Source organism: Roseovarius pelagicus, from assembly GCF_025639885.1.
Classification (GTDB): Bacteria; Pseudomonadota; Alphaproteobacteria; order Rhodobacterales; family Rhodobacteraceae; genus Roseovarius; species Roseovarius pelagicus.
Map to the genome: position 1 here is coordinate 3,675,098 of NZ_CP106738.1, position 23,571 is coordinate 3,698,668.

At 56.2% G+C, this 23,571-nt stretch carries 15 protein-coding genes; 7 read left to right on the forward strand and 8 right to left on the reverse strand.

Translation table 11 applies throughout. The annotated features are described in order from the left end of the window. The first annotated feature begins 135 nt into the window (after nucleotides 1-135). The 6 genes from N7U68_RS19185 (at nucleotide 136) to N7U68_RS19210 (ending at nucleotide 8,184) form a co-directional block, all read left to right on the forward strand. Nucleotides 136-2,217, forward strand: a complete 2,082-nt coding sequence (locus N7U68_RS19185) for a hydantoinase/oxoprolinase family protein (protein ID WP_263047860.1) — start codon at nucleotides 136-138, stop codon at nucleotides 2,215-2,217. Beyond that, nucleotides 2,207-3,883 carry a hydantoinase B/oxoprolinase family protein gene (locus N7U68_RS19190; protein WP_263047861.1) on the forward strand — a complete coding sequence of 559 codons (1,677 nt, stop codon included), beginning with the start codon at nucleotides 2,207-2,209 and terminating at the stop codon, nucleotides 3,881-3,883. The genes N7U68_RS19185 and N7U68_RS19190 overlap by 11 nt, the downstream gene beginning before the upstream one ends. Next, the gene (locus N7U68_RS19195) at nucleotides 3,883-5,046 is read left to right on the forward strand and encodes a mandelate racemase/muconate lactonizing enzyme family protein (RefSeq protein ID WP_263047862.1); all 1,164 of its coding nucleotides are present in this window, start codon (nucleotides 3,883-3,885) and stop codon (nucleotides 5,044-5,046) included. The genes N7U68_RS19190 and N7U68_RS19195 overlap by 1 nt, the downstream gene beginning before the upstream one ends. A 45-nt stretch (nucleotides 5,047-5,091) precedes the next feature. Continuing rightward, a complete protein-coding gene (locus N7U68_RS19200; protein WP_263047863.1) occupies nucleotides 5,092-6,153 on the forward strand; it encodes a TRAP transporter substrate-binding protein in 1,062 nt (353 codons plus the stop codon). A gap of 130 nt (nucleotides 6,154-6,283) precedes the next feature. Continuing rightward, nucleotides 6,284-6,826: a TRAP transporter small permease subunit gene (locus N7U68_RS19205; RefSeq protein ID WP_263047864.1), complete on the forward strand. Its 543-nt coding sequence runs from the start codon at nucleotides 6,284-6,286 to the stop codon at nucleotides 6,824-6,826. Nucleotides 6,827-6,900: 74 nt separating this feature from the next. Further along, complete coding sequence (locus tag N7U68_RS19210) at nucleotides 6,901-8,184, forward strand: TRAP transporter large permease (RefSeq protein WP_263047865.1); 1,284 nt, start codon at nucleotides 6,901-6,903, stop codon at nucleotides 8,182-8,184. A gap of 1,169 nt (nucleotides 8,185-9,353) precedes the next feature. On the opposite strand, the gene N7U68_RS19215 is transcribed toward N7U68_RS19210, so the two are convergent. The 5 genes from N7U68_RS19215 to N7U68_RS19235 form a co-directional block, all read right to left on the reverse strand. Beyond that, the gene (locus N7U68_RS19215) at nucleotides 9,354-10,991 is read right to left on the reverse strand and encodes a gamma-glutamyltransferase family protein (RefSeq protein ID WP_263047866.1); all 1,638 of its coding nucleotides are present in this window, start codon (nucleotides 10,989-10,991) and stop codon (nucleotides 9,354-9,356) included. 22 nt (nucleotides 10,992-11,013) lie between these two features. Continuing rightward, nucleotides 11,014-12,732 carry a dipeptide ABC transporter ATP-binding protein gene (locus tag N7U68_RS19220; RefSeq protein ID WP_263047867.1) on the reverse strand — a complete coding sequence of 573 codons (1,719 nt, stop codon included), beginning with the start codon at nucleotides 12,730-12,732 and terminating at the stop codon, nucleotides 11,014-11,016. Next, nucleotides 12,729-13,619, reverse strand: a complete 891-nt coding sequence (locus N7U68_RS19225) for an ABC transporter permease (protein ID WP_165192879.1) — start codon at nucleotides 13,617-13,619, stop codon at nucleotides 12,729-12,731. The genes N7U68_RS19220 and N7U68_RS19225 overlap by 4 nt, the downstream gene beginning before the upstream one ends. Then, nucleotides 13,616-14,581, reverse strand: coding sequence for an ABC transporter permease (locus tag N7U68_RS19230; RefSeq protein ID WP_165192877.1), 966 nt, complete (start codon nucleotides 14,579-14,581; stop codon nucleotides 13,616-13,618). The genes N7U68_RS19225 and N7U68_RS19230 overlap by 4 nt, the downstream gene beginning before the upstream one ends. Before the next feature lie 69 nt (nucleotides 14,582-14,650). After that, nucleotides 14,651-16,216 carry an ABC transporter substrate-binding protein gene (locus N7U68_RS19235; RefSeq protein ID WP_165192875.1) on the reverse strand — a complete coding sequence of 522 codons (1,566 nt, stop codon included), beginning with the start codon at nucleotides 16,214-16,216 and terminating at the stop codon, nucleotides 14,651-14,653. A 207-nt stretch (nucleotides 16,217-16,423) separates the two neighbouring features. Between N7U68_RS19235 and N7U68_RS19240 the strand changes: the two genes are divergently transcribed. Continuing rightward, entirely contained in the window at nucleotides 16,424-17,329 is a 906-nt protein-coding gene (locus N7U68_RS19240; protein WP_219436604.1) for a LysR family transcriptional regulator, read from the forward strand. Between the two features lie 376 nt (nucleotides 17,330-17,705). On the opposite strand, the gene N7U68_RS19245 is transcribed toward N7U68_RS19240, so the two are convergent. The 3 genes from N7U68_RS19245 to N7U68_RS19255 are packed head-to-tail and all read right to left on the reverse strand — an operon-like array spanning nucleotide 17,706 to nucleotide 23,231. Then, nucleotides 17,706-21,017, reverse strand: coding sequence for an error-prone DNA polymerase (locus tag N7U68_RS19245; RefSeq protein ID WP_263049191.1), 3,312 nt, complete (start codon nucleotides 21,015-21,017; stop codon nucleotides 17,706-17,708). After that, complete coding sequence (locus N7U68_RS19250) at nucleotides 21,017-22,495, reverse strand: Y-family DNA polymerase (RefSeq protein WP_263049192.1); 1,479 nt, start codon at nucleotides 22,493-22,495, stop codon at nucleotides 21,017-21,019. The genes N7U68_RS19245 and N7U68_RS19250 overlap by 1 nt, the downstream gene beginning before the upstream one ends. Beyond that, nucleotides 22,437-23,231, reverse strand: coding sequence for an ImuA family protein (locus N7U68_RS19255; RefSeq protein WP_308446154.1), 795 nt, complete (start codon nucleotides 23,229-23,231; stop codon nucleotides 22,437-22,439). Before N7U68_RS19255 ends, N7U68_RS19250 begins: the two co-directional genes overlap by 59 nt. Nucleotides 23,232-23,571 lie beyond the last annotated feature (340 nt).

Here is a 23,571-nt window from a genome sequence, read left to right on the forward strand (position 1 = left end):
GTTCCCCTCATTCGTATCGTTGATCGAAACGGCAAGGCATCCGGTTTGGTCATCACCAGCTGCATGCCGTCATCTTAACTGGCAGTGACGGTCTGTGACCGGGCACGCAAAGAAATAAGACGGAGATAGCCCGCCATGGGATCAGTTCGAATTGGTGTAGATATCGGTGGCACGTTCACTGATGTGACGGTTCTGGATGAGAGGGAGGGTGATGTTACCATTGCCAAGGTCCCGAGCCGCAGGAGCGATCCGGCTGGCGCGTTGCTCGATGGGGTCACGACAGGCCTGGAGGCGGCGGGTGTCGATCCTGCAGATGTGAGTCTTCTGGTACACGGCACCACGATCGTCACCAACGCGGTTCTGGAAAACAAGCTGCCAAAAACCGCGCTGATCACCACCGAGGGTTTCCGCGATGTTCTCGAAATCGGGCGCCATTTTCGCCCCGATATGTACGACCTGCAACAGGACCGTGCCGCCCCTGTCATCCCGCGCAACCGTCGCTATGGCCTGGCCGAGCGCACCGCCGCAGATGGTGAGGTTCTGGTGCGTCCCGAACAAGGCGAGTTCCGCAAACTGCTGGACAGCATCAAGGCCGATAACGTCGAAGCCGTCGCGATTTGCTTTCTGAACTCCTACGTCAATCCCGAGAACGAGGCGCAGGTCCTTAAGTGGTTGACCGATGAATTGCAGGATGTGGCAGTTTCGGCATCCCACGACGTCTGCCGCGAAATGCGCGAGTTCGAGCGGATCAGTACCGTATCGGTTAACACTGCCGCGATGCCTCTGGTGGCAAAATACCTCAGCGAGATCGCGCCGAACATCCACAAGGTGCTGCCGAATGCCAAGATCCTGCTGATGCAGTCCAATGGCGGATCGCTGACGGTTGATGCGGCCAAGGCGTTCCCGGCGCGTATCCTGACCTCCGGCCCGGCGGGAGGGGCGCTGGCCGTACAACGGATGAGCAAGGCCACCAAATACCCCAACCTTCTGGGAGTGGATATGGGCGGCACCAGCACAGATATCTGCCTGATCCAGAACGGCGAAGTGACCATGACGACCGAGGCCGAAGTGGCCGACCGTCCGATCAAGCTGCCGATGATCGATATCAACACGATCGGCGCGGGTGCCGGCAGCATCGCCTGGCTGGACGAAGCCAACGGCTTGCATGTCGGCCCGCACAGCGCCGGATCCGATCCGGGGCCGGTCGCCTACAAGAAGGGCGGGACGGAACCCACGGTCACGGACGCGAACATCGTTCTGGGTCGTCTACTGCCGCAGTATTTCGCCAGTGGCCGGATTGCCCTTGACATCGAAGCCTCGCGTCAGGCGATCAAGGAAAAGATTGGCGATCCGCTGGGCATGACCATCGAAGAAGCCGCGCAAGGTATCATTCGCATTGCCAACGCCAACATGGAGCGCGCGGTACGTGTGTCTTCGGCGGAAAAGGGCTTTGATCCGCGAATGATCACCATGGTTGCCTTCGGTGGCGCCGGTCCGATGCATGCCGCCGCTCTGGGGCGCGCGGCGGGGATGCCCACGGTTCTGATCCCGGGTCAGCCCGGCGTGTTCTCCGCTGTCGGTCTGGTGATGGCCGATATCCGGCACGACTTCGTGCAGACTAAGATCATGCGCGGTGCCGAGATAACGCCGGACGCCTTGAAAGGGGTCTATTCGGGCCTGGAAACACTGGGGCGCGAAGCGCTCGAAGCCGATGCGGTGCCCGCAGACAAGCAGGACATCACACGTACCGCCGATCTGCGCTATGTGGGCCAGGCCTATGAAATCAATGTGACCCTGCCCGAAGGCGAAATCGACGATGCGCTGATCAAGAACATCTTCGACAAGTTCCACGCACAGCACAATCAGCTCTATGCTCATTGCCATCCGCACAAGATAATCGAGTTTGTTAGCGGGCGTCTGACGGCCACCGGTTCTATGTCCGCGCCGCCAATGCGCAAATACGACTCGCCCGGTGACAAGGCCTCGGGCGCGCCGAAAACCGACGGCACGCATCCGATCTATTTCGAGGAAGCCGGGGCTTACGTCGATGTCCCGATCTATGCCCGCGAGAACCTGCCTCCGGGCTCCGAGATCGAGGGGCCCGCGGTTGTTGTCCAGCTCGATACCACCATCATCATTCATCCCGGTCAGGCAGCTACCGTCGATGACCATGCCAACCTGCTGATCGCTACGGGGGAAACACCTTATGCGCGTTGATCCAATTACATTCGAAGTCGTTAGCAATGCCCTTGTCGGGGTGGCCGAGCAAATGGCTGCGACGATCCTCAGAACGTCCTATTCCACCGTTGTGCGTGAAATGCTGGACTATTCGACAGCGGTATTCGATCCCAACGGGCATATCATCGCCCAGTCCTGCCGGATCCCGATCCACCTGAACTCGATGTCGCGTTCCTTGCGCACGACACTGGACGGGATAATTCCAATCGAGGAATGGGACGAAGGTGACATCATCATCACCAACGATCCCTATCTGGGCGGGCAGCACCTTCCCGACGTGCAGACCTTCATGCCGGTCTACGCTGATGGCAAGATCGTCGCGATCTGCGGCACGCTCGACCACCATCTGGATGTTGGCGGCATGCGTCCCGGCTCTTACGCTGGTGACGCCGTCGAAATCTTCCAGGAAGGGTTCCGCATTCCACCGATCAAGCTGCACGAGAAGGGCGAGCCGAATGAGCGCTTCCTTGCGGTCTTTGACGCCAACGTGCGTCAGCCGGATCAGACCGGTGGCGATCTGCGCGCCCAGGCCGCCGCGCTGAGCATCGGCCGCGACGGGGTTCTGGAACTGGTCGAGCGTTACGGCGTGGAAACCTTCGAGAATTGCCTGCTTGATGCCATCGACACCTCCGAAACCCGGATGCGCGCGAAAATCCGCGAACTGCCCGAAGGGGACTATTACGGCGAATATCAGGTTGATGACGATGGCGTCACGGACGAGCGGATCACCGTCAAGGTTAAGCTGACGATCAAGGATGGCGGTATCCACCTGGATTTCACCGGCACCGACAAACAGCGGCGCGCTCCGACCAATGCGACGATCTCGTCTTGTGAATCGGCCTCGTATTTCGCGATCCTGTCGATCCTCGATCCGACGATCCCGTCGAATTTCGGCCTGTACAAGCCGATCACGATCACCGCGCCCGAAGGCACGGTCGTCAACGCGCAATCGCCTGCACCCGTGGTGGGGCGCAACACGATCACCCATACGATTGTCGGTGCGATCATGAAGGCACTGGCCGACGTGGTGCCTGACCGGGTGACTGCGGGGTATTATGCTAACTCCAACGTGCATATCCTTGCCGGCGACGGCACGGGCGAGCACGCGCCGTGGATTCTCTTTGACATCGAAGTGGGCGGCGGGGGCGCACGCCGCACCAAGGACGGTGTCGATTGCTGGTCGCAGGGCGTCCACAACCTGGCGAACACGCCCATCGAGATGATCGAAGTCATGTATCCGCTGCAATTCACCTGCTACGAGTTCCTGCCCGATACCGGCGGGGCTGGGCGTACCCGTGGTGGTCTGGGTGTGCGGCGCGATATCAAGTTCCTCGACAAGAGCGGCACACTGGAAACCCAATTTGACAAGTTCAAGGTGGAGCCCTTTGGGCTGGAGGGTGGCAAACCCGGCGCCGTGGGCAAGCTGTTTCTCAATCCTGACAGCAACGCCCCTAAATCGCTGCGTTCGAAAACCAACAACCAGCGGCTCGAGCGGAACGACATCTTTTCGATGTTCACGCAGGGTGGCGGTGGCTACGGTCCGGCAGCCGAGCGCAACAAGGACGACATCTTGCGCGATATCGTCGAGGGCAAGCTGACGCCCGAACGGGCCAAAGCCGACTACGGTGTGGAGGTGAGTGTCTGATGAAAATCACAGGCCTGATCCCACACACCATCCAGTTGCCCGGAAGGTCGGATTACAAGTGGCGTTCGCTCGAGGTGCCGATCGGGCGCTACGTAATCCTGCAAATTGAGACTGACGACGGGATCACCGGCTTAGGCGAAGCGCCGGCGATCCTGACATGGGGTGGTGAAAACCAGCGCTATTCCGGCGAAGACCCGGAGATTGTCACGCATCTGACCAACAACCTGATCGCGCCAAAGTTGATCGGCACCGATCCGACGGACATCAAGGGCGTGCTGGCCACGATGGACGAGTTTGTCCGTGGCTTCTCCTATACTAAGGCGATGGTGGAAAGCGCGCTGCTGGACATTACCGGTAAATCGGCGGGTCTTCCGGTTTACCAACTGCTTGGCGGGGCTGCCCGCAAGGTGATCCCGGTTTGCCATTCGGTCGGTATCGCGCCGCCGGATCAGGCTGCCGAAACCGCGTTGCGGGTGGTCGAGGACGGGATCAAATACCTCCAGATCAAGGTGCCGGGCGACCCGACCACCGATCTGGCCATTGTCAAAGCGATCCGCAAGGCGGTCGGTGACGACATCGTCATGCATCCCGATATCAACCGCGGCTACAAGGACGCCAAGACGGCGATCAACAGCACGCGTGCGATGGTTGCCGAGGCCGGTGTCTGGGCGGTCGAGCAACCCGTCGAGGGTGGCGACATGATGGCCCGCATAACGGCTGCGCTGGATGTCCCGGTGATTGTCGACGAAGGTTGCTGGACGCCATTTGATGCGATGGAGATCGCGCGGCGCAACTCGGCGGATATCCTGTCGATCTACTTCACCAAGGCCGGTGGGCTGATCCGTTCGATGGAAATCGGCGCAATCGGTCGCGCGGCGGGGATGCCGATGAATGTCAACGGCTCGCTGGAAGGGGGCGTTGGCAATGCCGCCAACCTCCATCTGTCGGCCGCATTGGAAGGCCAGGTCCTGCCGGGTGTGATCTCGATCAACACGCTGGAGGGGCGCGAACAGACCAAGGTGGGTGGAGTGTTCTATGTCGACGACGTGATCTCCGAACCTTTCGCTTACAAGGACGGATGCCTGACAGTGCCGGATACCCCTGGCCTTGGGGTGGAACTCGATATGGACAAGATGAACAAATACCGGCTTTCCATGACCTGAGTTCAGACGATTGAAACTAAAGTATAATCAGCAGGGAGAAACACGATGAAACTGAAAAAAATCTTTGGCGGCGCTTTGACCGCATGCGTGATGTCATATTCAGCTTACGCCGAAGAACTGACGCCGAGATCACTCACCTATGTCGGCAGCTGGAGTGGGCTGCTGAACTTTAAAGCGTATGAGAATCCGTTCTGGAAAGAGCGGATCGCGAAATCTTCGGATGGCAAATGGGATGTAAGCATCACCACGTTCGACCAGATGGGCCTCAACGGATCGGAACTGTTCCGAATGCTGTCGAAGGGGACCTTCAGTGTCGCAACGACTGACGTAGCCTACATCCTGTCCAGCGCACCGGAGCTGGGTGGCTCGAACCTTCCGATGTTGATCGCAGATCAAGAAATGGCGGAAGATGTGATGGATGTATATCGCGATACGCTTGACAATATCTTGTTCGAAAGATTCGCTGGCGCCAAGCTGTTAGGAACTTCGCATTTCCCTCAACAGGGTTTGTTTTGTCGCGATGAGTTAACAGGGATGAGCGATCTTGAAGGGCGCAAGATCCGCGCGACCGGACGCAGTGTCGCGCAATTTTTGGATGCCATCGGCGCGGAAGGTGTCACAATTTCCTTCGCTGAGGTACCGGGTGCTTTGCAGCGCGGCACGATCGATTGTGCCTTTACCGGTACGTTGTCAGGATATCAGGCGGGTTGGTACGAAGTTGCGGATTACCTGTACCCACTGCCGGTTGCGGGATGGGACTTTATCATTACCGCAATGAACGGAGCCGAATGGGAGGCTCTCTCCCCAGAAGAACAGCAATGGCTACTTGCAGAAGTTCGCGATCATTATGAGGATCAGGCTTGGAATGGCGCTGCGGACGCATATGAAGATGGGATCACCTGCCTGACCGGTATGGGGATATGCGAAGATGGCGCAGCTGCGAACATGACGTTGGTCGAGGTGACAGACGAGGACGTCCAAGCTGCCCGTAAGATCGCAATCGAGCAAATCTTGCCGAAGTGGGCCAGTACTGTTGACGCTGAAACCGTTGCAAGTTGGAATGAAACCATCGGTAAGGTGACTGGTGTGAATATCACAGAAGAATAATCGCAGGGCCAATTGGCGGAAGTGGCAACACTGACTAGAGTGTCTCGTCGCTTCCGCTTGCCATCAATGGTCATGGCCGGTCGGGAATAGAGTATTCGATGATGAGGGGAAGCTAAAGTTGGACAAGGTTGTGAGCTATTTAGATCGCGTCTTGGAGATAATGAGGGTTGTTTCCCTGTACCTTTCAAGGTTGGCTGGTTTCGCTGTGTTGCTGGTGGTGGCAATGGTCACCACCGAGGTTGTTTCCAGAAGTCTAGTCGGCCGGTCCATTGGTTTTTCCACGGAAATCTCCGGATATATCTTGGCGTTATGTGTCACCTGGCCATTGGCGCATGTACTGCATCGCAAAGGACATATCAGAATCGATGTCGTCTACACTCTTGTCCCGCAATTTGTCAAAGCTTTGCTGGATATTTTTGCGCTCATCATTGTTGCCGGCATTTCATACCTGCTGGTGAATGCCAGCATGGATCTGGTGGCGGTGACTTACGTACAGGGTGACATCGCCAATACGACGCTTGAGACGCCGTTGTGGTTTCCTCAAGTGATGTGGGCGTTCGGGTTTGCCTGGTTCGGGATGAACGTCGCCGTCCTTATGCTTCGGGCGATTATCCATCTCTTGGCAGGGAATTACGATAAGATAAACTACCTGATTGGCTTCGAAGAAAATTAGATCAGGACGGATAGTGTACCGCTTCCCTAAAACCAGCATCTGACAACAGGTGGCATCGCGATAGGAATGGAAATATGATTGGGTTAACTGTTTTGGGGATGTTCATCCTGCTAGCGATGAGCGTGGCAGTTGCGGCATCCATCTTGACACTGGGGTTTTTCACCGGAGCATTTTTTTCACCATTTCCATTGCATTCGGCTCTGGGCGATGTGCTTTGGTCTGCGTCAGACAGTTTCCTACTAATTGCTATCCCGCTGTTTGTGCTGATCGGTGAAATTTTGGTGCGTACAGGGCTGGCGAAGAACATGTATGCGGCGATGGAGGCATGGCTGTCCTGGCTACCGGGTGGATTGCTTCATGCGAACCTGGGTACGGCTACACTATTCTCGGCAACTTCTGGATCCAGCGTTGCGACTGCCGCTATTGTAAGTTCGGTCGCCATGCCTCAAGCAAAACCGCTGGGTTATGGTCAACAGCTGTTTGCAGGTTCGATTGCCGCTGGCGGGACATTGGGCATCATTATTCCGCCCTCGATCAGCCTTATCATCTACGGATTTCTAACGCAGACATCGGTGCCAAAACTTTTTGCTGCAGGCCTGATCCCGGGGTTGATGCTCGCCAGCATGTTCGTATTGGGGACAATTTCCATATGCATTTTCCGCCCTGAAATGGGGGGGCCACGGCGCCAGTACGATCTGATGACACGACTCCGCGCGCTGGTTCACCTAATTCCGGTGCTGATCCTGTTTTCCCTAATTGTGGGTTCGATATACGCGGGTTGGGCGACCCCCACCGAAGGTGCGGCACTGGGGGTGCTGGGGGCTCTGACGATCGCGGCCGCTATGCGTATGCTGACCATCCGCATCATTATCGAAGCGCTGGACAGCACGATGCGCACCTCGGGCATGATCCTGATCATCGTCGTTTCGGCATATTATCTCAACTTCGTTCTTGCCGCGGCAGGTATCAACAAAGATATTGAGAATCTGATCCAAGGCGCCAACTTCGGGCCTTACCAGACGTTATTCATGGTTATCCTAGTCTATTTTCTACTTGGTTTGTTCATTGAGACCATTTCCCTGCTAGTGTTGACGGTTCCTATCGTGTTTCCGATTGTGATGGCGCAGGGATTTGACCCGATTTGGTTCGGGATCATTGCAATCCTGATGATCGAGATGGCTTTGATAACGCCGCCCGTGGGGCTCAACCTTTTTGTCGTTCAAGGCGCGCGCAAAGACGGGCCGTTCATCGATGTGATTATCGGAATAATCCCTTACATAGTGATTATGATGATAGCGATCGTGTTCGTAATTATATTTCCAGGAATTGCGACATTCTTGCCGGACTTGCTAAATTAGACCAGTATGTTGTGGAGATATTCAATGTCGCGCACTTCATTCGCCATGAATATTTCCTCCATCCAAAATTAGAAAATTTGCAGAACGGTTTCCGAAAGTCCGTACATATTTACAACTTGGTCGAACGTGACCCAGACCCAGACCCTTGATCCGGGCCGTTTGTATATAGAATCCGGTCCTGTTTTTTTCTCGTGATTAGGTTGCGGTCAAGGGTTGCTGAACGCGTGCGGCATTGACAGCAGCCAAAAAAACGCACCGGTTCTGGTTGAGCTGTTTCAGTCACATATTTGCGTCAGAGTTACGCAAGAAGCGGGTCCGACATCTACGCTCTTACTCCAATTGGCAGTGCCATAGTAACGAGGTTTCGTGAAGATTTACGGCGAGGGGCACCATCTCTGGCGGGCCGTGGATTTCAAAGGCAGCTGTGCTGAAAGTACGAGTTGGATCTACGTCGCGTTTGCAGCGAATGAGATTTGTAACGATATCCCAGCAAAATAGTTTCAATGACGTAGATGGTGGAGAACCTTCGCCCCCGGTCTCGTCCCCTCCGCCAGACCAGCATTTTTACAGTGTGATCGGGTCGCCTTTGGCGGCTTTTTTCTTTGTTGATATGGCTGTCACGCGTCTGGTGCTTTGCCATGAGGTCCTTCCGACGATGCCATGTTTGATCTGGTGGCGTTCCGTGGCGCAGTGGCCATGACCTTGGCGGCGAACGCCCGGGCGGCGTGCTGCTGTCGACCCTGCCGGCTGACGGTGTGACTGTGCAAGACTACTCGCGCGCGAGCCAGCTTGAACGCTGACGCCTGCAGGATCCAAAGCTGCATCCCGGTATGCTCGCCGCCGAGCGCAGCACCGCCTTGCGCATCGCGACGCAACGCCGACGACGCAGCGGCAGATGCATGTGACCAGTGTCAATGACACGAAGATCAGGTTAGAAACGTCCGTCCCGATCGAATGCGACTACGATGTTTGCAGAAATTCGCGCCGTCCATTCTTCCATGCACAGCCATTTTACCTAGGAACGCCGTCTTTATTCACGTGACAATCTCAAATTGAATCGTGCCGCGCCTCTCGTTTTGAGTAGCGGCAGCTTTGTTCAGCCCAGGCTCCGGCATTTGGTGGGAAGCTGAGACTGGTTCGAATTCGTCTGACACCGCCTGCCAATCGCTTTAAGGTACCCCGACGGCCAGTCCGTCGCGTTGTGGGTCCGCCCCACCCTCAACTACGTCGGGCCACATGGTCAGCCCGTGCACCCCGGCGAAAGCATAGGACAGGGGCGAGCGGCGCACCTCGTATCCCAAATCAACCAGTGCCGCCTCCGTCATGGGCGAAATGCGGTTTGAGATGTCGATAACGTTAGAAGTCGCCACCATGCGCGGTGCCATCACAGCCTCTTGGATGCCCATGCCCCAATCCAGCGCGTTCACGACCACCTGAAATACAGCAGGCCCAATCCAAGATGCACCCGGTGCGCCGAGCGTCATCACAGGCGTGTCGCCCTCGAAGATGATCGACGGGCACATAGACGATGTGCGCCGTTTTCCGGGAACGATGGACTGCACATGACCGGGTCGCGGGTCGAAGGTGCTCATAGCGCCGTTCATCATAAAGCCTGTGTTTGCCGCGATGAAACCCGACGGATTGCCCAGTGTATGGGTCATCGACACGACCATGCCGTTTGCATCCACGCAGGACACATGGGTCGTGTGCTTGGATTCCAGATGGCCAGAGCGGCCTGACTTGACCTTTTGACCACTGCGGATAAATGCCGCGCAATCTGCCAGATGTGCGTCCGACAACAGCTTGTCCGTTGGCACATCCAGAAACCGCGGATCTCCGACCAAGTTATCGCGGTCGCGCACGGCGGTCTTCATCACTTCTGCCATCAGCCGAAGGTACTCGGGTGAGTTGTATTCCATTTCACTTAGATCGAACTGCTCAAGCAGTTTCAACGCCAGCGCGAGATACACGCCACCCCCCGGGGCAGGAACAGTCGACACGCGCCGTCCGCGATACTGGATATTCAGTGGCTCCATCTCGTCGGCGTGGCAGTCAGTCAGATCCTCCTTGGTCAGGATGCCGCCGTTCTTGGCCAGCTCGGCCACCAGATGATCGCCAAGCGGTCCGTTGAAAAACACATCCACGCCTTCGCGGGCGATCAGATCGAGGGTTTGCGCCAGATCGGGGTTCGTGATTGTCGCCCCCATCTTCTTGGGTGCCCCGTCCTCGTCCATGTAAATGCGGCGGCCGTCTTCTGTCAGCAACAGTTTCTCGCTGTAATTCATGCGGCCGTATTTTCGCTCGTTCTGGGTGAAAACCGTATTGTTATGAGGGCGCACGAGCCAGCCATCCCTTGCGGCGGCGATGGCGGGGGCGATCAGATCGGCCCAATCCCGGCTGCCATAAGTTGCATGCGCCTTGCGAAATAGATCCAGAATGGGCGGTGGCGTGACGGCGGTCGCGCCGGTCTCGTTCACGAAACCCTTGGTGATATGGCCAAACCCGTCCGAGGTTTCGCCGATATACAGATCTTCCCACATGGTGTCGGTCGCGGCCTTGGGACAACCACCCAGACCGCTCCAGATCGTCTGGCGGCCGGTCGCGGGGTCGTAGACGTTCATCAGGCCAAAGCCGCCGATGCCGCACATCAGTGGGTCGACGACGCCCTGCACGAAGGCGCAGGTCAGGACCGCGTCCATGGCGTTGCCGCCATTGGCCAGCACTGCCGCACCTGCGTGGACCGCTTCGGGCTGGGGGGCGACAATCATCGCGTTCGAGCGAGGCATGCGGCGAACGGGTCTGGGCATATTATTTCCTTCTCTGATCTGCTTAGCGTGCTTGCAAACGCGCGCCAGACGTGAATTTAGGCATCATTTTCAGTAGGTGGCGGGTGTAGTCATGTTGAGGGTCATCAAACAGCGCGTCGGTGTCGGCTTCTTCACAGACGCGCCCGTTCTGCATCACGAAAACACGATCACTGACTTGACGGATCACGGCCAGATCGTGGCTGATGAACATCAGGGTGAGGTTACGCTCGTCCCTGAGATCCTTGAGCAGATTCATGATGGTGGCCTGCACCGAAACATCCAGGGCCGAGGTCGGCTCGTCACAGATCAGCACGGCGGGCTGCATGACCAGCGCGCGCGCGATACAGATCCGCTGACGCTGGCCGCCTGAAAACTGGTGAGGCAGTTTGCCTGCGTCCTCTTCCTTCATGCCGACACGAATGAGGGTGTCGCGGGCGATTTCGCGAGCCTCGTCGCGGCTGGCCATGCGGTTGACCAACAGAGGCTCGATCAATGCGGCGCTAATGCGTTGACGCGGATCCAGCGAGGCGAACGGATCCTGAAAGATCATCTGTGCCTTGACCCGCGTGCGCTTCAGTGCCGGGTTGCTGGCCAATTCCGTGACCTCATGGCCCATCAATTTAATTGTGCCGGAATCGATAGGCTGCAATCCGCAGATCGCGCGCGCCAACGTGGATTTCCCACTGCCGCTTTCGCCGACGATGCCGATAGAGCTGCCTGCATTGACTGTTAGCGAGACATCATCCGCCGCCTTCATATAGCTGCGGTTATGCGCCAGAATGGCATTCTTAATCATAAAGGTGATCGTGACATTCTGCGCGTCAATCACGGGGCCATCGGCTGTGATGCGTTCCGCTGGCTGCACGGGGAGGGCGGTCGGGACCAGTGCTGTGTCGTCCAGCATCACGAACCGGTCCATCCGCTTGTCGATCCGCGGCACTGCGCTGATCAACGCTTTGGTATAGGTCTGTTCGGGGCGGGCCAACACGTCGCGCGTCGCCCCGTGCTCAATCAGCCTGCCATGGCGCATGACGGCGACGCGGTCGGTGATTTCCTCGATCACCGCCATGTCATGGGTGATTAGGATCACGCCTGCGCCATGCTCGATTGCCAGCCGTTTCAGCAGGCCCAGAATTTCCGACTGGATCGACACGTCCAGTGCCGTTGTCGGCTCGTCCGCGATCAACAGTTGCGGATCGCCAGCCAGGGCAATGGCGATGACGATACGTTGGCGCATTCCACCGGAAAACTGGTGGGGATACTGACGCATCCGGTCCTCGGGTTGGGAGATGCCGACCTCCTCTAGCAACTGCAATGCACGCGTGCGCGCAGCGCTGCCCTTCAACCCTTTGCTCAGTTGAATGGCACGCATCAATTGCCATCCCACTGTCTTGACCGGAAACAACGCACTCAGCGAGTCCTGAAAAATCATGCCGATATGTTTGCCGCGCACGCTGCACATCTGTGCCTGGCTCAGCGCGGCCAGATCGCCGGAATTGCGCAGTAGGATGCGCCCGCCGGTGACAGCACCGGGAAAGTCAATTAGCCGCGCAACTGCGTTGCCGACGGTTGATTTACCCGCCCCGGATTCGCCGACAAGGCCCAGAATCTCGCCCGGGTTCACGTCCAGCGTCACATCGTCGACGGCTGTGAAACTGCCACTCGTCAGCGCGTATTCGATCTTGAGATTCTCGATCGAAACAATCGGCTCTGCTCTGGTTTGCGGGTTCGCGAAGCTCATCGCTGCAACCTCGGATCGGTGATATCACGCAAATGGTCCGCGATCAGATTAAGGCTGAGGACCGTCACCAACAGGGCCAGCCCAGGAAAGATCGAGATCCAGTATTCACCGTTCAGCAAATAGTTGAACCCCGCGGAAATCAGATAGCCCAGCGATGGTTCTGTCACTGGCAGGCCAACACCGAGGAAGGACAGCGTCGCCTCCAGCGCGATGGCATGCGCAAACTCGACCGTGACAATCACTGTGACGGGCGACAGGCAGTTGGGCAGGATGTGGTTTAGCAGGATGCGTGTGTGTGAAAATCCCATCAGGCGACCTGCCTGCACATATTCCTTCTCCCGCTCGATCAGGCAGGAGGACCGGACCGTACGCGCGAAATAGACCCACTGCACCGTCACTAGAGCCAGAATGATATTGCCCACGCCGCGCCCCAGAACGGCCAGCAGGATGATGGCGATCAAGATCGACGGTACGGACAGTTGCAAATCAACAATGCGCATGATTACCGCATCGACCCAACCTCGAGCATACCCGGCGATCAGCCCCAAGGCGGTGCCAAGGACAAGTGCGATGGTGCTGGCGGTGACGCCGATGCAAATACTGGTGCGCAGTCCGTAGATAATCGCGCTGGTCATGTCACGGCCCTGCCCATCGGTGCCCAGCCAATAGGTGTAGCCGTCAATCCCCTCGGACCCCGGCGGCAGGCGGTTGTCCAGCAGGTTGATGGATGCCAGATCATAAGGGTTCTGCGGTGTCAGCCACGGCCCGATCAGCGCGATACCGGCAGTCAGCAGGAACAATCCCAGACCGGTCAGCGCCAGCGGGCTGGCGGCGAACAGGATCAGGAAACGGCGCAGACCGCTGGGCTGAGTGGCAGGCGCCATCATTTCAACCTCACGCGCGGGTCAAGCAGCGAATAGATGATATCGACCGCAAGGTTAATGAACATAAACAGCACGGTGGACAGCATCATGTAGGCCACGACCATCGGGCGATCCAGCTGGTTGATGGATTCGATGATCAGCTTACCCATGCCGGGCCATGAAAATACCGACTCCGTTACAACTGCAAAGGCGATCAGTGTGCCGAAGTAAATTCCCACCACCGTCACCAGAGGCATAGAGATATAACGCAGCACATAGCGCGTCACGATCCCGCTACGGGTGTTGCCCTGCGCGCGAGCAAAGCGTGCGAAATCCAGACTCATCGCCTCGATCACTCCGGACCGCGTCAGTCGTCCGAGAATTGCCATAGGCAAGAGGGACAGGCTGAGCGCAGGCAGGACCAGATGGCGCAGCCCGTCCAGCGTCAGGAATGACAGGCCGACGCCGAACACCTCAACGGTATCGCCGCGCCCTGACGCGGGCAGTACGCCCAGATTGACGGCAAAGAACAGGATCAACAGGATACCGATCCAGAAAGTCGGCAGGCTGAGCCCCAAAACTGAGCCAATCAGCAAGGCCCGATCTGCTAGCCCGCCGGGCTTCATCCCGGCGATCACGCCAAAGGGAATACCGATCACAATGGCCAACAACATCGATGCCGAAGCCAGTTCCAACGTGGCGGGCAGACGTTCCAGAATGACCTTCAACGCGCTTTCGCGGAAGACAAACGAAATGCCCAGATCTCCCTGCACAGCGTTGGTGAGAAAAGCGAAATATTGAATATAAAGTGGACGATCCAGCCCTAGCGCCTGCCGCGCGGCTTCGCGCGTTTCGGTGGTGGCGTCGGGCGGGACCAGCAGCGACATCGGATCGCCGATGGCATAGACGCCGACGAAAACCAGCATCGAGGCAACCAGCACCATAAGCAGGCCCTGTAATAGTCGGCGAAATAGAAATAGGGTCATGGATGCTGTCTCTTACTAGGGCGCAGAACGGCCCGGCGTCATGTCTGAAGCGCCGGGCCGTATCGTTGTTTACTCTTTGCGCAGGCTTAGCGCGTTGGTGTTCTCGTCCATCTGGGGGGTATAGGTCAGCCCCTTACGGGTAGCCGCTATCACGTTGTTAACATGCATCGGCAGGAACGCGTGTTCTGCGACGGCGATCGTCATCACCTCCTGCAGCAACTTGATGCGTTCGGCCTCATCGACGGTTGATGCTGCCTTATCGATCAGCACGTCCAAATCCGCGTTAGAGAACGAGCGGTTGTTGCTGCCGCGCCCGTGTTCCTTGTTCGGCGTGCCGACAACCGACTTCAGGAACGAGATTGAGTCGCCCGCCGTGTTCCCCCATGCCAGATAATGTGCAGGAAAATCACCGGCCAACATCTTCTTGAAATAGACCGCTTTGGGCGAAGTATCGACGGTGACATCCATGCCGATCCTGCTCCACATCTGACCGATGGCCTGACACAGTGCCGCGTCGTTGACATAGCGATCATTCGGGCACCCCAGCGTCAGGGAAAAGCCGTCGGGATATCCTGCCTCGGCAAGAAGAGCCTTGGCACGCTCGACGTCATAGCCGGGCAATGGAATGTCCGGCGCAAATCCAGTCAATCCCTCGGGTACGCCCTGACTGATCGAAGCGGCGAACCCGTCCATGATGCGGTCCACGATCAGATCGCGGCTAATCGCAAGGCTGAGGGCCTCGCGCACGCGGATGTCAGCATAGGGGTTCTCCGTCAGAGGCGCACCATCCGCCCCAAATGTTAGAGGCGGCACCTCCGAGGTGCTGTCGAACTGCAGAAAATGCGCGCGCCCCGAGTTGGCCACGGTGACGGTGACGTTGTCGCGATCCATCAAGCGCTGTGCATCCAGTGGCGGGATGTTGTCAACCATGTCGAGATCGCCAGCCTCTAGTGCGGCAACGCGCGTGGCGGGGTTAGTCATCGTGCGCAGAACAACACGCTCAAAGGCCGACTTGGTGTCCCAATAGGCGTCGTTACGATCCAGAACTAGCCGATCTCCACGCTGCCAATCGACGTATTTGAATGGCCCGGTACCGATGGCGGCATCGCCTGAGTTGAACTGTGCCGAGGTGACATCCTTGTCCAATTGGTTGGAAATGATGGAAATCTGGGCCATCCGTTTGGCAACGTCGGGCGTCACGACGTTGGTTTTCATAAGAATTGTGTGTGGATCGACGATTTCGATGTCTATGATTGGCGCAACGTATTGCGCGGCCAGACCATCATGCCCTGGCACGGTTCCCAGTCGCTCCAGCGTGAAGACGACGTCATTGGCGTCAAAATCGCTGCCATCATGGAATGTGACGTCCTCGCGCAGCTTGAATTCCCATGTCAGATCGTCGATGGGGCGATAGGCAGTGGCCAGATCCAGCACCACTTGGTTGTTACTGTCCACCTTGACCAACGAGCCATAGATGTGGCGATAAATTCCCACATCTGAGGTTAGCAGGCTAAGCTGTGGGTCCAATGTGGAGGGCGCGATCGCTACGCCAATAGTGGCGGTTTCAGCGGATACCATCCCCGCCATTGTGGTCAACGTGACCGCCGTGGCAGTTGCAAGATTTTTTAGTCGCATATGCTTTATCTTTCCTTATGGGCCCCACTGTGTCCAGCACCTGAACGGTTATGCAGAGGCGCACAGCGTTTTAGGAGCGGGGCAAGAGAGCGGTTTCGGTTCTCGCTTGTGGCTAGCTTAAGCTGCGTCCTGAGTAGGGACTAATTCTAACACTTTCCTAAGTGGTTAAACTCATTCACAATTGGAATGACACGTCAGGAGAGTGTGATGAACATTGACCCGCGCCTTTTGCGCATCTTTGTCGCGGTGATGCATCGCGGGTCGGTGACCCGCGCGGCGGAACAATTAAATACGTCACAACCCAGCGTTAGCAAGGCATTGAAACGTCTAGAAGAATTGGTGGGGTTCTGCCTGTTCAAACCGCAGGGTCGCAGCATACAACCGACAGCAAAAGCGCAGTTATTGCTGGAATCCGCCATGCGGGTCGAACGAGAGCTGGAGGAAATAGACCACCGGATCATGGAAATCAGGCACGGGCGCATGCAAGGGTTACGCATTGCTGTGACTCCTGCAATCGCCGCCGCACTATTACCGCGTGCCATCATCGAATTTCGCAAAACCTATCCAGACACCACCTTGGAAATCGAACTGTGGAGACGAGAATTGATCCTTTCCGAGCTGGACGCAGGGCGGGTGGAGATCGGGCTGTTGTATTCCACTACGCAAAGCGTACCCGCTGGTTTTCGGATCGTGGCCGAGGCACCGACATTGTGCGTTCTGCCCAAAGGCCATCCTTTATGTGCAAAAGCCGTCGTCACTGCCGCCGATCTTTACGGGCACAAGCTGTTGATTTATCATAACTCTCTTGATTTTGCTGACCGTCTCTGGAGCGTTCTCAAAACCATCGATCCTGAACCCGAGATCGTTATCGAAGCCAACCAAGGTGCGTTTCTGCGCGATCTCGTGATAAACGGTATCGGGATCAGCCTGTTGGATGGGTTTACGGTTATGGACGCCGATATGAGGGGGCTTGTGACCCGTCCCTTCCTGCCTGCCATGCCCTTTTATCTGGCCATTGCGGACCAAGAACCGCGATTAACCGCGCAAGGACGTGAATTCATCCGCATTATCAGCGCGATCGCGGTTCAATTGCAGATGGACCTGCAGCAGTAAACTGCGGTTGAGGTGGGGTGGGCGTCGCATCATGCCGTCAAACTGCGGCATTGAAATCCGGTTCGCCATGACATGTGTCGTCGGGGCAGTGTTAGAGAAAATCTGCTTGAGACGGGCAGGCGGTCGCGGAGCGTTTGAGGGTAACAAAGCACAATCTGTTCAACGATTTCAAGACGCTGGTTGCAGTCATCCCGTTTGCGGTTGTTGTGCTCTTTGTGCGGTTTCCGCGTACGCTTCGCAAAGTGAATGATCTGTTGCACGAACGCGGTATAGAGATCAGCCACGAACCCCTTCGGATTTCGCGGAATAGATTTGGCCCGTTGTTTGCACGGGACATTCGCTGGAAGGGTGTCTAACAAATGTCCGCCATGCAACATCAATGGAAATCGCGGCTTGGAAATAGCCTTTTGGCTTGTTCGCGAGGATGTGTCGCCCGAGGAGGAGATTTTCGCGGGCGTGGTGTGTCGTCTGCTTGTGGAAGTGTTTCTCCGAGAACGTCGTCCCTTGGGTGCCCGAGGTCGGACAATTTGTGCGACATATCTTCGATCTGTTGCGCGATCAGATGTACTACACGGTCTTCGCGCTGCAAATATCCACTCACCTTCAAAAGCCGTCCGCCCATGACAATGCGGCGAAACTGTTTGTAGACCGTTCTCCAAACAACAATATTGGACACGCCAGTTTCATCTTCGAGGGTGAGGAAAATGACCCCCGAAGCTGTGCCGGGGCGTTGGCGGGTTATGACAAGACCGCAGACGCTGACGTGTCCGAGCGGGGCGGTTACAAGTTTATCATGTGGGGTGATCCCCGGAACTGCGGGGCGTAAAAGCTCCATTGGGTGGGCGCGTAAAGACAGACGTGTTGCGACATAGTCTTCGACAATTTCTTCACCTAATTGCATGGTCGGGAGTGTCACTTTCGGTTCGGTGATATGTTCTCCATCAATCGGATCATTAAACAGCGGTAGCGGCATTTGATTGCGAATGGCTTTGACCTGCCAAAGCGCTTCGCGGCGGGTCAGGCTGGCGTCGGTAAAGGCATCAGCCTCGGCCAAGCGTTCCATCACAGTCGGTTTTATGCCTGCGCGCAACCATAGGCTTTCAGGATCACTATACCCATTGCCGCGCGCTGCTACGATCCAGTTCGCATCCTCTTCTTTGAAACCTTTGATCTGCCGAAATCCAAGGCGTAATGCCAAAGCACCATCCGCGCGCCGCTCAAGAGTATTATCCCATGCGCTGTTGTTCATACAAATAGGCCGTATCTCGACCTGATGTTCGCGGGCATCGCGCACCAACTGTGCCGGAGCGTAAAACCCCATCGGCTGGGAATTTAGTAAAGCGCAGGTGAAAATTGCAGGGTGGTGGCATTTCAGCCAAGACGACACATAGGTCAACATAGCAAAAGCAGCAGCGTGGCTTTCAGGGAAACCATAGTCGGCAAAACCTTCGATTTGACTGAAACATCGCTCGGCAATCTCTGGGCTATAGCCGTTCTTCAACATTCCTGCGGTGAACTTGTCGCGGAATTTTCCAATCGTTCCCATCCTACGGAACGAAGCGATAGACCGACGCAGATGGTCAGCTTCTTCGGGGGTGAAGCCCGCGCCAACAACAGAAATTTGCATTGCTTGCTCTTGGAACAGGGGTACACCCAGAGTGCGTTTCGTAACCTCTTCTAAGGCGGGGCCAAAGGGGTCTGGTTTTTCCAAACCTTGCCGTCGTCTGATATAGGGTTGCACCATGCCGCCCTGAATAGGGCCGGGACGTACGATGGCGACTTCTATGACGAGATCATAGAATGTCTTAGGCTTCATGCGGGGTAAGAAATTCATCTGTGCCCGGCTTTCCACCTGAAACACACCAACCGCATCCGCAGCACAGAGCATATCATAGGTGGCGGTATTCTCTTGTGGGACTGTGTCAAGCGTGAAGCATTGTTTCTCGTGGGTCTGCAACAAATCAAACGCTTTGCGGATACAACTCAGCATCCCCAGACCCAAGATGTCGATCTTGAGGATACCCAGGGCATCAATGTCATCCTTATCCCACTCGATCACAGTACGATTTTCCATGGCCGCGTTTTCAATGGGACAAAGTTCATCCAACCTGCTCTTGGTAATGACAAACCCGCCGACATGTTGGGACAAATGACGCGGAAATCCGATCAGTTCTCCGATCAAATGGATCGTTTGGACAAGACGTTTGTCATTCAGGTTTAGGCCAAGCTCTTTAATCCTTTCAGGATCAGCACCTTTGTTAGACTGACCCCAAATCTGACCAGACAGGTTTGACGTAATATCGTCGCTGAGTCCCATCACCTTCCCAACTTCACGGATTGCCGCCCGAGATCGAAAATGAATAACGGTTGCACAAAGCCCGGCCCGTTCACGGCCGTATTTGTGGTAAATCCACTGGATGACCTCTTCGCGGCGTTCGTGTTCAAAATCGACATCGATATCTGGCGGCTCGCCTCGGTATTTCGAGATAAAACGTTCAAACACCATCGTAATCATATCCGGGCTGACATCGGTGATCCCTAACAGGTAGCAGATGATTGAGTTTGCCGCTGATCCCCGGCCTTGGCACAAAATGTCTTGGGATCGTGCGTATTGTACGATGTCGTGAACCGTCAGGAAGTAAGCGGAGAAGTCTAAATCAGCGATGAGCCTGAGTTCTTTGGCGAGAAGATCATGCACACGTTGCGATGCCCCATTGGGATAGCGGTGGTTCACGCCTTCCTTTGCCAAACGCTCCAACCGTTGTTGTGGTGGCTCTGCATCCGAAACTTCGTCAGGGTATTCATAAGACAACTCACTCAGGCAAAAACTGCATCTTGTCGCAATATCCTGTGTGCGTTGGATGGCGGCCGGATGATGACGAAAGAGGCGCGCCATATCCGTGTACCCTTTGAGGCGACGTTCTGCATTTGGTAGGGCGCGCGTCCCGATTATGTCGATTGTGATATTCTCGCGCATGCAGGTCAGCACATCGGCTAATTGCCGACGATTGCCGCGGTGCATCAACACATCGCCCACAGCGACCATTGGTGTGCAACAGTGCTGTGCCAATGCTGCGCAATCATTCAGATAGGCTTGGTCTGATCCATCATAACGCGGTGCCGCTCCTAAAAACACATGCCCTGGAAAGCGCTGTTGTACATCCGCTATCACACGGCGACAGCGATGAAGCGGGCCTTGAGGCAACGCGATAAAAATCATTCCACGCCCCCCATCTAACAGGTCTTTGACATCGAGATGGCATTGCCCTTTTTCAGCCCGCCGTTTCCCTAGAGTAAGTAATCGGGTCAGCCTTTGATACGCCGCACGATTCTGAGGCAAGACGATCCAATCAACAGGGCTGTCTCGCAACACCAACCGGCATCCCACAATGAGCTTTGGTAATGTTACAGTGGCAGGACGGAGGATGCGCTCGGGGTTGCCGTTCTCTTGGCGTGAACTGCTGTCTGTTCTGTGGCGCGATCTGACTTTGATATCCTTCTCCGCTTCGGCTTTAAGGGTTTTAAGAGCACTATAGGCCCGCACAACACCAGCCAGCGAATTTCGGTCTGTTATCGCAACGGCTGATAATCCCAGCTCAGCGGCGCGGGTTACGATTTCTTCGGGATGTGACGCGCCGGTGAGAAACGTAAAGTTCGTTGTCACGCAAAGTTCGGCATAGCCCGCCATCATGCGAATTCCCCCTGTACGAACCAGCCTGGGTTTTGTGGTGTGTAGAAAAGCCAAAGCCTGCGACCTTCCTTGGTATCCACCTTCCAATAATCCCGTACACCCGACCGCCAGTTTTCATCTGACATCCACCATTCCGGCGCGATCCGTTCCGGCCCTGTTGCGCGCCCTGTCGTGAGTGACATGCGTCGCCAACGAAAATGAGTCGGCGGCGAGGCCCCATGACCGGAAACCTTTTCCGGCGGAAAAAGACAGAGGGGGCGAGGTCGGATGAGATGCCAAGCGTTGTCAGGATCCGAATATGCAGCCGGAGCAATAATAAAACTGCGTTCTGGGATGTGACTATCTGCTGGCAGAAACCTCTGAATATTCTCCAGCCCGATACGGATTCCGAGGCGTGTGATAAGGTCGTCTAAGCCGTCTTGATGTTTAGTGCTTGTCGCGTTCAGCTGTTGCGCAGGCAGAGGTTCAACCTGCGTTGCTTCCAGTCGTATTTGATCAATACCGAAAGCGGCCTCAATCTTACCGATACCGCGCTCAAACAGGGGTAATATTCTGCGGGCATCCCGCAAAGGCTGTGCCAATCGGAGTTCGACCTGTTGATATTCTCCGTCCACTCGGCGTAGCGATAGGCACAGCACACGGGCACCAGTCTCATTTGTTTTCAGGGAGACGCATAACCGATCTAGCAACCGCGCAGTGCCCGCCATGACATCATCCACTAGGCCGATTGGGTCAGGCAGCGTAAGGCGCACCCCGTAATGAGGCGGCACCTCAAGCGGAGAGACCTGTTCGGGTTGCTGGCCTAAAGCCTGATCCAACCGCATCAACAGATCGGTTCCAAATCGTCGTGCCAAAGGCGCGCGGGCTGCTGATGCCAAATCACCCACGGTCCGCAGGCCAAGCCGCTGCAATGCTTGATCCGTTTGAATATCCAGCCGTAATGCCGCGACTGGAAGCCTGCTGAGGGCATTTAGCGTGTCTTGTGGTGCCGCCGCGCCCTCTTTGAAATGGGCTAGCGCCCAGGCAGCGCCGCGTGTATCTGCGGCTCCAATTTTGGCAAACAGGCCTGCATGACGAAGGCGCTGGCGCATATCCGCCAACATGTCGGTTTCCCCCCCGAACAGATGCGCGGCCCCTGTAATGTCCAATATCAAACCATCATCTTGTTCGAGGCCAACCCAAGGGCAATACCGTGTGGCCCAGCGGCTTAGGCTGAGCAGGAAACGTTGAGAGGCATGAAGATCAACGGGTGCACTTATTAAATCCGAGCAATAGGCCTGCGCATCGGAATAGGACATTCCCCGATGCAACCCTTGTTTTTCGGCGGCGGCGTTGAGGCAATGAAGACGGTTCGTATTCTTTTGGTGGATCGTGAGCGCAAAGGGCCCGCTGACAGGGCGCGCGCGTAGAACCCGATCACTTGCCAGTCTCGGAAACCATATTGATACGACGCGACGATGATGACCACCGAACATTCCAGACACCCAGTGTTCCTGATTTGTTCCTAATAAGTTCCCATCGTTGAAGAGTCGAGTCTTGGGGATCAAACACCGGGTAACAATGCCACCGTGTTTCGGCAGCATTGCTGCCCATGCCCTCAGATATCAAGGCGATCCCCATTGCCTTTCCGGCCTGTGCAGCCAGTTGCAAACGACGACCTGCCGTCAGGTTAAGCGGCGTTCTCAGCTCCATGATAACAACAGAGATCGCGCCGGAGCGCAGCGCCTCTTCGGCGACAGCCAATGTCTCTACTTGTTCTTTTGTGGATGCGATTATGAGGTTCTCCGGATGAAGAACATCAATCACTCCGAGCGGATTCAATTGCTCTACACGCCAATGTTCTTTCACCCAAAATACCGTGCCTTGCGTTTTTGCGGCATACATCGCAGCAAAGGACATCGCGCTTGGTCCGTACACCTCATGCACGCGATCAGGCTTAAGCGGGTAAATGTTATGTTTATCGTGCATCATATCGCTGAAACAGCATAAAGTTATATAAGAGATCAAGAGAAGAGGGGGCGTTGATGGGCCACGCAGCGGACGGCTTCTTTCCGCCCGTAGTGTCGAAGACTGAATGGTGCACATATGCCGTTTGGTCACTGGTTCAACCTGCCAGAGTGGCGTAACCGGCCAGTTTTGTAGAAATGCACCATGCAAAGTTTGAACCGTTCCTGCAACGATGATGGCGAAATGCCAGCCAGCAGAGAACACTGGTCTGACGAAACCGTTGCAGAGGCCGCCCGTTCAAGGAAGCTCGTAGAACCGCGTGAGAGGCCTGCGATAGAGAAGAACCTCTCCAGCTTGTCCTGAAGCACCAGCGATGCGCGGCTCTACACGGGCCTCAAGCATGGTGGCCATGTTGATGTGTCCGATTGCAAAACCATGAAAAAGCTTGGGCGATCCACGGCAGCAAGAACGGCAGATCGGGGGATCGCATTGGATTGCAGCTATAGTGATATTCCTGATCTTAATCGGGTGTTTCACCCACGATACGAAAAGACGCGCGCAGAATGCAGGACCCGCAGTTCTGGCTGACATTCACGCCGTCAAT

What these genes read in the sequence shown, in the direction of transcription:
- N7U68_RS19200 (WP_263047863.1), top strand. Translation starts at nt 5,092, where the DNA reads ATGAAACTGAAAAAAATCTTTGGCGGCGCTTTGACCGCATGCGTGATG.
- N7U68_RS19220 (WP_263047867.1), bottom strand. Translation starts at nt 12,732, where the DNA reads ATGAGCTTCGCGAACCCGCAAACCAGAGCAGAGCCGATTGTTTCGATC.
- N7U68_RS19230 (WP_165192877.1), bottom strand. Translation starts at nt 14,581, where the DNA reads ATGACCCTATTTCTATTTCGCCGACTATTACAGGGCCTGCTTATGGTG.
- N7U68_RS19215 (WP_263047866.1), bottom strand. Translation starts at nt 10,991, where the DNA reads ATGCCCAGACCCGTTCGCCGCATGCCTCGCTCGAACGCGATGATTGTC.
- N7U68_RS19210 (WP_263047865.1), top strand. Translation starts at nt 6,901, where the DNA reads ATGATTGGGTTAACTGTTTTGGGGATGTTCATCCTGCTAGCGATGAGC.
- N7U68_RS19225 (WP_165192879.1), bottom strand. Translation starts at nt 13,619, where the DNA reads ATGATGGCGCCTGCCACTCAGCCCAGCGGTCTGCGCCGTTTCCTGATC.
- N7U68_RS19245 (WP_263049191.1), bottom strand. Translation starts at nt 21,017, where the DNA reads ATGGCGGGCTATGCCGAACTTTGCGTGACAACGAACTTTACGTTTCTC.
- N7U68_RS19190 (WP_263047861.1), top strand. Translation starts at nt 2,207, where the DNA reads ATGCGCGTTGATCCAATTACATTCGAAGTCGTTAGCAATGCCCTTGTC.
- N7U68_RS19240 (WP_219436604.1), top strand. Translation starts at nt 16,424, where the DNA reads ATGAACATTGACCCGCGCCTTTTGCGCATCTTTGTCGCGGTGATGCAT.
- N7U68_RS19185 (WP_263047860.1), top strand. Translation starts at nt 136, where the DNA reads ATGGGATCAGTTCGAATTGGTGTAGATATCGGTGGCACGTTCACTGAT.
- N7U68_RS19250 (WP_263049192.1), bottom strand. Translation starts at nt 22,495, where the DNA reads ATGTTCGGTGGTCATCATCGTCGCGTCGTATCAATATGGTTTCCGAGA.
- N7U68_RS19235 (WP_165192875.1), bottom strand. Translation starts at nt 16,216, where the DNA reads ATGCGACTAAAAAATCTTGCAACTGCCACGGCGGTCACGTTGACCACA.
- N7U68_RS19195 (WP_263047862.1), top strand. Translation starts at nt 3,883, where the DNA reads ATGAAAATCACAGGCCTGATCCCACACACCATCCAGTTGCCCGGAAGG.